10 protein-coding genes are annotated in these 13262 nt (G+C 44.5%); 3 read left to right on the top strand and 7 right to left on the bottom strand.

The window, feature by feature from the left end; genetic code table 11:
* Window positions 1–10: 10 nt before the first annotated feature.
* From flhF to sixA, 3 genes are all read right to left on the bottom strand, one after another.
* Window positions 11–1477: a flagellar biosynthesis protein FlhF gene (flhF, locus tag FKN93_RS01655; protein WP_161426686.1), complete on the bottom strand. Its 1467-nt coding sequence runs from the start codon at window positions 1475–1477 to the stop codon at window positions 11–13.
* A gap of 30 nt (window positions 1478–1507) precedes the next feature.
* Complete coding sequence (gene flhA / locus FKN93_RS01650; protein WP_170904316.1) at window positions 1508–3601, bottom strand: flagellar biosynthesis protein FlhA; 2094 nt, start codon at window positions 3599–3601, stop codon at window positions 1508–1510.
* Between the two features lie 287 nt (window positions 3602–3888).
* Complete coding sequence (gene sixA, locus FKN93_RS01645) at window positions 3889–4356, bottom strand: phosphohistidine phosphatase SixA (RefSeq protein ID WP_004394813.1); 468 nt, start codon at window positions 4354–4356, stop codon at window positions 3889–3891.
* A gap of 230 nt (window positions 4357–4586) precedes the next feature.
* Between sixA and FKN93_RS01640 the strand changes: the two genes are divergently transcribed.
* Window positions 4587–7364: an insulinase family protein gene (locus FKN93_RS01640; protein ID WP_170904315.1), complete on the top strand. Its 2778-nt coding sequence runs from the start codon at window positions 4587–4589 to the stop codon at window positions 7362–7364.
* On the opposite strand, the gene FKN93_RS01635 is transcribed toward FKN93_RS01640, so the two are convergent.
* The gene (locus tag FKN93_RS01635) at window positions 7356–7955 is read right to left on the bottom strand and encodes a VOC family protein (RefSeq protein ID WP_170904314.1); all 600 of its coding nucleotides are present in this window, start codon (window positions 7953–7955) and stop codon (window positions 7356–7358) included. The genes FKN93_RS01640 and FKN93_RS01635 overlap by 9 nt on opposite strands.
* Before the next feature lie 206 nt (window positions 7956–8161).
* Here FKN93_RS01635 and argS point away from each other — a divergent pair, with 206 nt between their 5' ends.
* Together argS and FKN93_RS01625 are read left to right on the top strand one after the other, a co-directional pair.
* Window positions 8162–9895 (top strand): arginine--tRNA ligase, encoded by a 1734-nt coding sequence (gene argS, locus FKN93_RS01630; protein WP_154170497.1) that lies wholly within the window; start codon window positions 8162–8164, stop codon window positions 9893–9895.
* A gap of 111 nt (window positions 9896–10006) precedes the next feature.
* Window positions 10007–10435: an HIT domain-containing protein gene (locus tag FKN93_RS01625; RefSeq protein ID WP_170904313.1), complete on the top strand. Its 429-nt coding sequence runs from the start codon at window positions 10007–10009 to the stop codon at window positions 10433–10435.
* 78 nt (window positions 10436–10513) lie between these two features.
* Here FKN93_RS01625 and FKN93_RS01620 read toward each other — a convergent pair whose 3' ends face one another.
* Genes FKN93_RS01620 through FKN93_RS01610 form a run of 3 tightly spaced genes read right to left on the bottom strand, consistent with a single transcriptional unit; the run spans window position 10514 to window position 13238 of the window.
* Complete coding sequence (locus FKN93_RS01620) at window positions 10514–10744, bottom strand: FeoC-like transcriptional regulator (protein ID WP_154170493.1); 231 nt, start codon at window positions 10742–10744, stop codon at window positions 10514–10516.
* Window positions 10741–13011, bottom strand: coding sequence for a Fe(2+) transporter permease subunit FeoB (gene feoB / locus FKN93_RS01615; RefSeq protein WP_170904312.1), 2271 nt, complete (start codon window positions 13009–13011; stop codon window positions 10741–10743). Before feoB ends, FKN93_RS01620 begins: the two co-directional genes overlap by 4 nt.
* Entirely contained in the window at window positions 13011–13238 is a 228-nt protein-coding gene (locus FKN93_RS01610; protein ID WP_154170489.1) for a FeoA family protein, read from the bottom strand. The genes feoB and FKN93_RS01610 overlap by 1 nt, the downstream gene beginning before the upstream one ends.
* Window positions 13239–13262: the final 24 nt, after the last annotated feature.

Genomic DNA, 13262 nt, shown 5'->3' with positions numbered 1-13262 from the left:
TGTCCGCCGCCTAGAATCTCTCTGAATCGCTATTCCAGTAATGAGGTTCATTCTCTGTCGACTTCTCTAGTAACTCATTTGCTTTTGCCACCATGTACTTTGGCTGAGCAATCACTATGTCTTCGGGTACGCGTTGTCCGTTGGCAATATAAGCAACGGGTAACGCATTTTGAACGACAACACTGACAAACTCTCCCAAGCTCAAACACTCATCGAGCTTAGTCATAATGCACCCAGAAAGAGGAATTCTTCGAAAGTGCTCAATGGTTTCCTGTAGCACTTTACGCTGTGCTGTAGCGGGTAATACAAGGTAGCTGTGAATCACTTCATCACTCTCTTGCATTAAGGTATCCAATTGTTCAGATAAACGTACATCACGCTGGCCCATTCCCGCAGTATCAACAAGGATCAAGCGTCGATTACGTAACTGATGAATTACATCGGCTAACTCTTTGGAATCTTTAGCAACTCTTACTGGACATCCCATAATTCGACCATAAATCGAGAGTTGTTCATGAGCGCCTATTCGATAAGTATCGGTGGTTATTAATGCCACATTATCTGAGCCATACTCCATCGCCGCACGAGCTGCCAATTTAGCGACCGTTGTGGTTTTACCAACCCCAGTGGGGCCAAGTAAAGCAACGACACCACCGCGTTGTAAGATGTCTTTTTTCACCACAGGAATTTGATCGGAGACTAAGCCAAGTAACGCCTTCCACGCTTTCGGTGGTGGTGTTTCTTCAGGGATATAACAGGCTAATTGATCAGCCAATTCCAAAGAGAGGCCCATTCGCTCTAAACGTTTAATCAACATCGCTCGCAGGGGTTCGCGACGTTCCACTTCTTGCCACATTAATCCCGACACTTGGTGCTCAAGCAAGCGACGAATCGAGTTCATCTCTTCGCGCATGCTCTCTAACTCTTGTTGAGTTAATGTTGGCTCATTATCTCGTTTCGGTTCGTAACGCGAAGAGTCTAGACGTGGGCGTTGACGAGGAGTGGGATTCTCTTCGGCCATTAACTTTGCGAGTGCGCTTTCATTCGCCAATTGTCGATTAGGGGCCGTTTTGGTCTGGTTGCGCTGCAACAAGGCCGTTAATGAGTCTTCATTTTCGGCGCGATGTTCGGTATCTGGTGTTTGGCTGTACTGTTTCAGCATGCTGGCAAAACGCTGAGTCATAGAAGCGCCATTCGCATTGCTGGCTTTTAAGCTGACTCGGTCGTCTTCCAGCTCTCTTGCGCTATTGCGCGTTGATGGGCTTGGCTTACGATTATCATACTGAGCAGGCGAAGCACGATACTGTTTCGTCGCTGCAGGGGCAGATGAAGCTGAATCCGCATCGACCGCGGCGACAATTTCGACACCTCCTGCGACTTTTTTATTCGACATGATCACCGCGTCCGCTCCAAGCTCTTCTTTCACTTGCAGCAGCGCCATTCGCATGTCTTTCGCAAAAAATCGTTTAATTTTCAAGGCAGATATCCGTACTGTTGGTTAAAGTGGTTAGTTACCCACTGCCTGTACAATCCGAATCTGTTTCTCATCCGGGATCTCTTGATAGGAGAGAACTCTGAGATTTGGAATCGTATTTTTGACAAACTTGGCTAACGTTGAACGCAAGACGCCAGAAGTCAATAATACAGCGGGTTCCCCTTTAAGCTCTTGCTCTTGAGTCGCTTGGCTAAGCGCCATTTGTAAACGTTCCGCCAAACCAGGTTCAATGCCTGCAGACTCTCCGCCTGAAGCTTGCATAGTTTGATGCAATATCTGTTCCAGCTCAGGAATCAGCGTAATAACCGGCAATTCTGGTTCTATACCATTGATTTCTTGAACAATTAATCGTTTCAATGCGATACGCACCGCAGCGGTCAAAATGTCAGGTTCTTGACTCTTACTCGCATATTCAGACAAGGTTTGAACAATCGTGCGGATATCTCGAATCGGGATCGCTTCATTGAGTAAGTTTTGTAATACTTTAACCACAACGCCTAATGATAACTGATCAGGGACAAAACCATCGACTAATCTCGGTGCAGCCCGTCCAAGTAGCTCAAGTAAGTTTTGTACTTCTTCATGACCAATTAATTGTGCAGCGTTATTGGTGAGCAATTGGCTTAGATGAGTCGCTAATACCGTAGAAGCGTCAACTACCGTGTAACCCAGTGCTTGAGCATGCTCTCGCTGCTCTTCACGTATCCACACTGCTTCTAAACCAAAAGCGGGATCGTAAGTGTGTTCACCGTCGATCATTCCATACACTTGCCCTGGGTTAATGGCGAGTTCTTGATCGGGTCTAATTTCAGCTTCGCCCACCGCGACGCCCATGAGAGTAATTCGGTAGCTATTTGGTGTCAGCTCAAGATTATCGCGAATGTGTACCGGAGGAATTAGAAAACCAAAATCTTGTGACAGTTTTTTGCGTACCCCTTTAACACGCTCCAGCAGTTCGCCCCCTTGATCTCTATCGACTAAGGGGATCAAACGGTAGCCAACTTCCAGACCAATAACATCGACAGGCTGTACATCATCCCACGATAATTCACGTAATGTCGGAGCGTCGCCTTCGGCTTTAACGGGCAACTTCGCTTCTTCTTTCTCTCTTGCCTGTTTTCGTTGCAACCAATAAGCCGCGCCCCCGGCTAAAACGGCAAGTAGTAAAAAAGAAAAATGAGGCATACCAGGAACAACCCCCATTATGCCAAGTATGCCCGCGGTAATTGTTAAGGCTTTAGGATTATCAAACAGCTGGAAAATGAGCTGTTCACCCATATCTTGATCGGTATTTTGGCGGGTAACCATAATGGCCGCACCGATAGAAAGCAGTAACGAAGGGATCTGCGCCACTAAACCGTCACCAATGGTCAACAAAATATAGATTTCCATTGCTTGGCTAAAGCTCAAGTCGTATTGGATCATCCCGATAATTAAGCCACCGACAATATTGATGAACAGAATCAAGATCCCAGCGATGGCATCACCTTTAACAAATTTTGAAGCACCATCCATTGACCCGTAGAAATCCGCTTCTTTTGTTACTTCAAAACGACGAGTTCTCGCTTGCTCTTGATCAATCAGACCAGCGTTTAGATCGGCATCAATTGCCATCTGCTTACCGGGTAAAGCATCAAGAGTAAAGCGTGCACTCACCTCTGAAATCCGTCCCGCACCTTTGGTGACGACCATGAAGTTAATGATCATCAGAATAAGGAATACCACCAAACCAACCGCGTAGTTACCACCAATAACTACGCTACCAAAGGCTTCAATGACGTTACCAGCCGCACCAGAACCTTCATGTCCGTGTAATAACACCACACGAGTTGAAGCCACGTTCAATGCTAAACGTAATAACGTGGCAATTAACAATACGGTTGGAAACGCAGCAAAATCGAGTGGGCGTCGGGTATAGACAGTCACTAATAACACGACCATCGATAACGCAATGTTAAAGGTAAAAAATAAATCGAGTAAAAACGCAGGTATCGGTAAGACCACCATGGCCAACGTAGCCAGTACCATGACTGGCGCACCAATCGCGGGAAGACTGCGTTGTGGAATCTTAGGTAATTTATGAGCAAATGGCAGCGTAAATTTCATAGGCCTGCAAGTAATAAGTTAATGGAAAGTTACGACAAAACGGTGTACGAGATCCTACAGAGCAGCAAAGATGCAAGTTTTAGTCCAGTTGTGTATGTCAAGAATATGACGATTCATCTGAATAATGATCTCCTTCACCATGACCATCAGAATAGATCAGCCTCATCAGCATAGTGAATGATAAAAAAAGCTGCCTAAAACCCAAGGCAGCTTGCCACCCAAACAACGTGAAGTTTCAGCGTCAAGTTGTTTGGGTGATAGATAACAATTATTGGTATTGGTGCCGATTAAGGATAAACATTCCACAATACACTGGCTTGCTTTGTCTCAGGGTCAAACTCTAAACCGATCGCACCAGAGGTAGGAAACATTGGCGCAGGGAGACCGGCGACCAATTCCGCCACTAAATAACCGACCAAAGGCAAATGAGAAATAATCAGCAGTGTCTCGAGTTGTTCCGTTTGAATCAGAGCCACAAGATACTCAAACACATCTTCAGCTTGACCATAAGGCGTAATATCGTCACAGGTCTCTACCTTAGCTACCGAAAAACATCCCGAAATGGCCTGCCAAGTTTGCTGAGCACGTAAGTAAGGACTCACCAATACTTTATCAAATTGGTCTAATCCTGACTGCTTAGCAAACACACGAGCAACCGCAGCAGACGCTGTTTGTCCTGTTTCGGTTAACGCTCGTTCTGCATCACTGTCCGCATAATGTTCAGCTTCTCCATGACGCATAATCACAATTTTCATATTTTTACCTATTAACCTATTGTCGGCATGCTCTTTTTTGCTAGGGCATATTGACCATAGTCATGATTATAACAGTCTACGGCTCAAAGACATCGATGAAGCTAACACTCTGCTAAAAAGTTGTTATCACGATGAAAATGACCGTTTGTTCAAAAATTTACTCACCGTCAATTGGCAGGCTGTTGTTTCAGCGCCATACTTACTATTCATTTCCCGTTTGGAGACCCTCTGTGCATATAAGCCCCAATGATAATCATCATTATCGTTATCTCACGTTAAAGAATGGATTACGTGTTTTACTGATCCATGAACTTGATGCACAGAAATCCGCAGCGGCATTGGCGGTTAAAGTGGGGCATTTTGATGATCCTAGTGACCGACCTGGCATGGCACATTATCTAGAACATATGCTGTTTCTAGGGACTGAAAAATACCCTAAAGTAGGCGAGTTTCAAAATTTTATTAGTCAGCACGGTGGAAGCAACAACGCCTGGACAGGAACAGAGCATAGTTGCTTCTTTTTTGATGTCGATCCTAATGCCTTTGCCAAAGCACTGGATCGTTTCAGTCAGTTTTTTTTAGCTCCACTATTCAATGCTGAAGCCCTAGATAAAGAACGTCAAGCAGTTGATTCTGAATTTAAGATGAAATTAAACGATGACTCCAGACGTTTATATCAAGTCCACAAAGAAACCATTAATCCAGCTCACCCTTTTGCTAAATTTTCCGTCGGTAATCAACAGACTCTCGCCGATAGAAACGGCCAATCCATTCGTGATGAAGTGATCGCTTTTTATCAAGCTTATTACTCAGCTGATATCATGACACTAGCAATCGTTGGCCCACAATCACTGGATGAGTTACAACACTCGGTGGAACAAGGTTTTGCTACCATTATTAATACTCAACAAGCCGATAAAAATATTCAGCAACCCTTTGTTGGACAAAAACATACCGGATTATGGCTGTATGTTGAGCCATTAAAAGAAACCCGCAAGCTGATCTTAAGTTTCCCAATGCCGAGTACGGATGCCTATTATCAATACAAACCCCTCTCCTATTTTGCCCATTTATTGGGTTATGAAGGGGAAGGCAGCTTATTATTGGCATTAAGAGAGCGCAATTGGATCACATCCCTCTCTGCGGGAGGGGGAGCCAGTGGCAGCAATTACCGAGAGTTTGCTATCAGTTGCACCTTAACTCAGCAAGGCATTGAGCACGTCGATGATATTATTCAGATGCTGTTTCAAACTTTAGCGCTGATTGGCCGTGAAGGGCTTAATGAGTGGCGCTATCTAGAAAAAAGAGCCGTTCTTGAATCCGTCTTCCGTTTTCAAGAAACCTCACGCCCTCTCGATATTGTCAGCCACTTAGTGATCAATATGCAACATTACCAGCCTGAGGACATCATGTATGGTGATTACATGATGCAAGCCTATGATGAACCTTTACTGAACACTATTCTCAGCTATCTGGTACCAGAGAACTTACGAGCAACCTTAGTCGCTAAAGGACTCAGCTATGATCGTAATGCACAGTGGTATGGAACGCCTTATGCTTGTCGCCCCTTTACTCAACAGCAATTAACTAAATACCACACGATCGTCACTGATTTTCCAGTGAGATTACCCGGTAAAAACCCATTTATTTGCGAACAATTAGAACCCAAGCCGTTCGTCAATCCTACTGCGCAACCACAGATTATTGAAGAATTACCCGGCTTTAGATTATGGCATCAACAAGACACTGAATTTCAGGTTCCGAAAGGTGTGATCTATATGGCCATCGATAGCCCTCATGCCGTATCAAGCACTCGTCACATCGTTATGACTCGCTTATGTGTAGAGATGTTCTTAGATAGTTTAGCCACCCAAACCTATCAAGCGGAAATCGCCGGTATGAGTTATAACCTCTATGCCCATCAAGGCGGTGTTACCCTCTCTCTTTCTGGCTTTAGTCAAAAGCAACCGCAACTGATGAAGATGATTTTGGATAAATTTTCTCAACGTGACTTTCAGCCAGCGCGTTTCGCTATGATTAAACAGCAATTACATCGTAACTGGCGTAATGCAGCGCATGATCGTCCTATTTCACAGCTATTTAATGCGATGACCGGATTACTGCAACCGAATAATCCTCCCTATAGTGATTTACTTAACGCTCTCGAAAGTATCAAGCTTGAGCATCTTGCGCCCTTTGTTGAGTTAATCCTCTCCAAGCTGCATGTTGAGATGTTCGTGTATGGTGATTGGTTAGCCCAAGAAGCGCTGACCCTGGGCGAAATGCTAAAAACGGCCTTACGAGTGAACGATCAAGCTTATCAAGAAGCGTTACGCCCATTGATCACGCTGGGCAATCATGGTTCTTTTCAACATGAAGTTCATTGCAATCAAGATGATTCAGCCGTAGTGGTGTATTACCAATCGCCAGATAGTCAGCCTCGTAGCATCGCCCTGTATTCACTCGCTAATCATCTAATGTCAGCGACATTTTTTCATGAAATACGGACCAAGCAGCAGCTCGGTTATATGGTGGGTACTGGCAACATGCCCCTTAACCGTCACCCTGGCATTGTCCTTTACGTTCAATCTCCACATGCAGCACCGATTGAACTGATCAATTCAATCGATGAATTTTTAAACGCTTTTTACATGGTATTGCTCGAATTAAACGAATATCAATGGCACAGCAGTAAACGAGGGTTATGGAACCAAATCGCCGCTGCCGATCCAACCTTAAGAAGCCGAGCGCAACGATTATGGGTAGCAATCGGTAATAAAGACTGGAGCTTTGATCAACGTGAGACGGTCCTAGAAGAGCTCAAACGCCTTAGTCGTTCTGATATGATCCGCTTTGTGGTCAATCAATTAAAACCCAGAACGGCCAACCGTTTAATTATGCATACCCAAGGACAAGCCCACCACCACGCTCCGCCTTTCACACTAGGGCAACCAATTGATTCAATAGCAGAGTTTCAATTACGCCCAAAAGTGTATGATTTAGGTTAATCTTTCGGACTCAATCACTTGCCTTAAACTGTGAGGATGCAGTTTAAGGCACACTCCCTGCCATTTAAAAGCAACGGTTGGGTTTGCAAGCCGCTCACCTTCACCTTGTGGATGAGAAAGTTTTGTCTTAACCCCTAATGCCGCTAATGAATCCCAATGTTCCGCTAATTCAGGAAAATGTTGCAAAATAGCCTGCAGATACGCCTGTGCGGTTGTAGCATTAGCATGAAAAACACATTCAATATGCTCCCAACCTTGTGTTGGATAACATTTTCCTTCGGCAGGATAAGGCAGTTCTAAACACGCTATCGACCAATGCTTATGAACGATAGGTTGATATAAATCCAATACGACGATGGGGCGACCGTTGATCTTCGCTTCAGAGAGTAAGGAACCATACTCTAACCAAGCTTGATGAGCGGCTTGCGCCAATGGCCACTGATTGATTCTAAGCGCGATATGATCAATCGCTAATGATGAGATATCAATGTGTAAGATCTTGCATAATTCATGAATTTTATCCATGAAATCATCAACTTCACATTTCATCTGCTCAGGGTGAAGACCAGAATTGATGAGTAATTCAGACATAATAATCATCCAAAATCGGTATTTTCAGCTGATAGTATCAAGATTCCTCGTTAAAGTAGAAAAATACCTAATTTTCGCCCTATGTGCCTCCCCATAAAATTGTTATTATGGGCCGTAAATTATCAACAGAATCGAGATATGCACTCGCTACCCCGTAGTGAATAAAATGCATACCAAACCAGTTTCCAGAATCAAAGGACACGCGTGTGAATATTCAAGCACTGATTAATGATAAAGTCTCTCAGGCTCTTGAAGCCGCTGGTGCACCTGCAGGAAGCCCTGCAGCAGTTCGTCAATCTGCAAAACCACAATTTGGTGATTATCAAGCTAACGGCGTGATGGGCGTCGCTAAACAGTTAGGGATGAATCCGCGAGAATTCGCACAGAAGGTCATTGATGTCTTGGATCTCGATGGCATTGCCAGTAAAACCGAAATCGCGGGCCCGGGCTTTATTAACATTTTCTTGAGTGAGACCTTTCTTGCTCAGCAAGCCGAATTAGCCCTCGCTGATGCTCATCTCGGCGTCAATAAAGCGGAACCACAAACCATTGTCGTTGATTACTCAGCACCCAATGTGGCGAAAGAGATGCACGTGGGTCATTTACGCTCGACAATCATCGGCGATGCCGTCGTTCGTACGCTGGAGTTTTTAGGCCATAACGTGATTCGAGCTAACCATATCGGTGACTGGGGTACTCAGTTCGGTATGTTGATTGCCAACCTTGAGCGAGTCCAACAGCAATCGGGTGAGGTTTCAATGGAGCTGGCCGATTTAGAAGCTTTCTATCGCGAATCAAAAACGCTCTACGATGAAGATGAAGAATTTGCCGCTAAAGCACGTAACTACGTGGTGAAACTGCAAAGTGGTGATGCTTTTTGCCTAGAGATGTGGAAGAAGCTGGTCGATGTGACCATGATTCAAAACCAACAAAACTATGACCGCCTCAATGTCTCATTATCACGTGATAATGTCATGGGCGAAAGCATGTACAACGATATGCTACCGGGTATCGTCGCTGATCTAAAAGAAAAAGGCATTGCTCAAGAAGATGACGGCGCTCAAGTTGTCTTTTTAGATGAATACAAAAATAAAGATGGTGAGCCAATGGGCGTTATCATCCAGAAGCGTGATGGTGGTTTCTTGTATACCACTACCGATATTGCTTGTGCAAAATATCGTTATGAAACACTTGGCGCGGACCGAGTGTTGTACTTCATCGACTCCAGACAACATCAGCACCTCATGCAAGCGTGGACTATCGTACGTAAAGCGGGCTACATTCCTGAACATGTGTCACTTGAACATCACGCGTTCGGCATGATGCTGGGTAAAGATGGGCGTCCGTTTAAAACTCGTGCGGGCGGAACCGTACGTCTTGCCGATCTTCTCGATGAAGCGCAAGTGCGTGCAGCGGCACTGATTGAAGCGAAAAACCCAGATTTAACGGCTGATGAGAAAAACAGCATTGCAACCACTGTCGCTATGGCTGCGGTAAAATATGCCGACCTCTCTAAGCATCGCACCACCGATTACATTTTCGATTGGGATAATATGCTGGCATTTGAAGGTAATACCGCGCCTTATATGCAGTACGCTTACACTCGCGTTGCCTCTATCTTCGCTAAAGCGGGTATCTCCATGGATGCGCTTAGTGGCCAGATCATCATTGGTGAAGAAAAAGAGAAAGCCTTAATTGCTAAACTGCTGCAGTTTGAAGAAGCGGTACAAGCGGTGGCCCGCGAAGGTCAGCCGCACATCATGTGCAGTTACTTATTTGAATTAGCCGGTCAATTCTCTAGTTTCTATGAGGCTTGTCCAATCTTGGTTGCCAGTAATGAAGAGAGCAAGCAAAGCCGCTTGAAACTCGCCGCGCTGACGGCAAAAACCATCAAACAAGGTTTGGACCTATTAGGTATTAATACTCTAGAGCGGATGTAACTAAAAACTTATCGTCAACGACAAAGATGACGGATTAAAATACATCTAAAAAAGGCTGGCGTGATGTCAGCCTTTATTACATCGAAAAATCATCTCTAATGGAGAATAGCGATGCCGTTTGAACTTCACCCACAACTGGCAAAAGATACTGATATTATTGGCCACTTCCCACTGTGTGTTGCGTTATTACATAAAGAATCAGCGGTACCTTGGGTGATCCTAGTACCTAAAAGAGAACATCTGAAAGAGCTGCATCATTTACCGATGCCCGAACAACAGCAGTTTTTGCTGGAATCTCAAGCCGTCAGTCAAACGCTTGAAGCTTTGTTCCAACCCGATAAAATTAATCTCGGTGCACTCGGTAATATTGTGCCTCAATTGCATATCCATCATATTGCACGCTTTACCAGTGACTGTGCTTGGCCAGGACCAATATGGGGAAATACCAACGGGCAGCAACGCGACGCTGTTGAGCAACAAGCAATGTTAACTCGTTTGCAAGGTATCTTAACGCTGAGTCACTTATTCTCTAAAGCTTAACCTCAAAACATTCATTGACAAAAAAGCCGTACATCGACAGTACGGCTTTGTTATTTCATTCGCGATGGCGTTCATCCATTACATCGTGACCGTCATCGATAATCCATTGACTCGGTTTGGGCAATAGCGCACACGAGTCACATAGTTAGCCGCATTGGTATCAATTAAGCGTGAAATCACTCCTTTTTTTATCCACACTTCAAGCATCGCATCGACACCATCTTCACTTAAAGCAAAACGTTGGGCGAGCTCTTTACGAGTCACATAACCTTGTTGTTCAATGCATTGCTTTAGCTCAGATAAAATCATGCCATTTGTACCTGTAGTGATTGCGACTCTCGGCCGACTTTCTTAAGCCAATAATAAATCGCTAACGATGAACCAATGATCCCGATAATCCATAGCGAACTGGTGACAGGATGATCATTGAAATGAGTCGCCTGATAAAAGAGCGCAGCAGCACCATACGCTAAGCCCATTGTCCAAACCGCAATAAACCTTGCAAACTTAGCGCCAAATTCTCGAACATAAGCTCCCATCGCCGCAACGCAAGGCGTATACAACAAAATGAAAATTAAGTAAGAAAAGGCCGCATAACCACTTACAAAGTGATGTTGTAGATTACCAAAAATTGAAGCATCGACAGCTTGCTCTTCCGCTAAGGCGCTAGTGTCGGACAAATCACCGACTTCAATACCCAGAGGATCAGCAAAATTAAGTCCCATTAAGTTTTCAGGAATCGATAACACCGCTTCTTGTAAGCTTGCCCATAAATCGAACTCTTCGTCTTCGGCATCTACCGAGGTATAAAGATTATTCAGCGTCCCGACGACTGCCTCTTTAGCAAAAATACCAGTGATGATCCCAACGGTCGCTGGCCAGTTATCTTGATTAATTCCAATTGGAGCAAATAAAGGCGTTACGACTTGGGCAGCACTAGACAACACCGAGTTATCACTGTCTTCATTACCAAATGAACCATCGGTACCGAGTGAATTTAAAAAGCTAAGAATGGTCACAACGATAACGATGGTTTTCCCAGCGCCAAGCACAAAACGTTTCAGTTTCTGCCAAGTTTTGATCAGCACATTTTGTAACGTCGGTAATTCATAATCAGGCATCTCCATCAATAAACTGTCACTTGATCCCGGATATAAGGTCTTTTTCAATACCCATCCTGTGAAGACCGCGGCGACAATACCAAGCAGATAGAGTGCAAAAACAATATTTTGTCCACTTTGTGGGAAAAATGCCGCAGCAAACAAAGCATAAACTGGTAAACGAGCACCACAAGACATAAAAGGAGCCATCGCAGCAGCGAGTTTACGCTCACGCTCTTGATCTAAGGTTCGTGTCGCCATTATCGCTGGAACGTTACAACCAAAACCTAATACCAGTGGCACAAAGGCTTTACCTGGCAAGCCTATTTTCTGCATCACTTTATCCAGTACAAAAGCGGCACGAGACATATAGCCAGAGCTTTCTAAAATAGCCAAGAACAGATACAAACAAGCAATTACAGGGATAAAAGTCGCTACCGTTTGGATACCACCACCTAGACCATCGGCGATTAATGTCACCAACCAAATAGGAAGATGATCATCGAGCAAATAATGACCGCCATCAACCAAAAGTGCACCAACCCCAATATCAAAGAAGTCGATAAATGCACTACCAATGTTGATGGAGAACATAAACATCAAGTACATGACGACAAAAAAGAAAGGCACGCCGACCCATTTATTTAAAATGATCTGGTCTGCTTTTTCCGTGAAACTGTGGCTCAGCTTACCCTCACTACGGCGCACTTGTTGACAACAGTGGTGTAAAAATGTGTATTTAACATCCGCGACATGTAAATCAATATCAAATTGACACTCTCGCTGTACATCAACCACCGTTAAGCGTTCTGATTCTGAGACACCATTGATCACCATCAGATCGTTTTCTAACGCTCTTATCGCCAAAGAACGAGCAGAGACTTCTTGTCCCTCAAATAGAGGCAATAGTGCACTAATCGCTTGTTCAAAAGCTTGGCCATAGTCTAATTCTAACTGCTTTAAAGCAATGCCTTGCACAACCTTCTTATGCAGCTGTTGTTTGAACTGTATCACCTGCTGTTTATTATTAGCAGAAAGCGCCAACACTGGGCAGCCCAATACTTGCTCTAGTTTTTTAACATCAATGGTTTGCCGCTCACGCTTCAGCGCATCCATTTTATTCAAAACCACAACCATTGGACGACCCAACTCACGTAGCTGCAGTGTCATGTATAAACTGCGCTCTAAACTGGTGACATCGACTACATTGATAATTACATCCGCAGGATGAGTCAGCACGGCTCGTGAGGCAATGGATTCATCAATACTATTGCTATCATTGCCACTATCTAGAGCATAAATGCCTGGTAAATCGGTAATATAAAATTCATCACCTGAGTGTGTGTAACGCCCCGTCTTTTTCTCAACCGTGACGCCTGCCCAGTTACCAACTTGCTGTTTTGCTCCCGTTAACCCATTAAATAGGGTGGTTTTACCGCTATTGGGGTTACCTACGGTCAAAATTTGATATTGCATTAGGCTTTCTCCACCTCAACCGCAGCAGCGATACTCTCTCGAACGGCCATCGACACACCCCGAACTTCAATTTGTAAAGGGTCGCCCATCGGGGCACGACGGATTAATGTCACTAACGTATTGGGCAGTATCCCCATTACCATTAATTTTTTACGTACATCGATCGACAGTTCATTCAATGCCGTGATGAGTCCGGACTCACCTGCTTTTAATTCAGACAATTTCATTAGGGGCCACACAAACAATATTGT

This window comes from Vibrio sp. A8-1, from assembly GCF_013048685.1.
In the GTDB taxonomy this organism is placed as follows: domain Bacteria; phylum Pseudomonadota; class Gammaproteobacteria; order Enterobacterales; family Vibrionaceae; genus Vibrio; species Vibrio metschnikovii.
Note: the sequence above shows the minus strand (reverse complement) of the source record. Positions and strands in the feature narration are given on the sequence as shown.

Excerpts from the sequence above, each read along its gene's own strand:
- flhA (WP_170904316.1), bottom strand. The coding sequence starts at position 3,601 with ATGAAATTTACGCTGCCATTTGCTCATAAATTACCTAAGATTCCACAA.
- sixA (WP_004394813.1), bottom strand. The coding sequence starts at position 4,356 with ATGAAAATTGTGATTATGCGTCATGGAGAAGCTGAACATTATGCGGAC.
- FKN93_RS01635 (WP_170904314.1), bottom strand. The coding sequence starts at position 7,955 with ATGTCTGAATTACTCATCAATTCTGGTCTTCACCCTGAGCAGATGAAA.
- FKN93_RS01625 (WP_170904313.1), top strand. The coding sequence starts at position 10,007 with ATGCCGTTTGAACTTCACCCACAACTGGCAAAAGATACTGATATTATT.
- FKN93_RS01620 (WP_154170493.1), bottom strand. The coding sequence starts at position 10,744 with ATGATTTTATCTGAGCTAAAGCAATGCATTGAACAACAAGGTTATGTG.
- feoB (WP_170904312.1), bottom strand. The coding sequence starts at position 13,011 with ATGCAATATCAAATTTTGACCGTAGGTAACCCCAATAGCGGTAAAACC.
- FKN93_RS01610 (WP_154170489.1), bottom strand. The coding sequence starts at position 13,238 with ATGAAATTGTCTGAATTAAAAGCAGGTGAGTCCGGACTCATCACGGCA.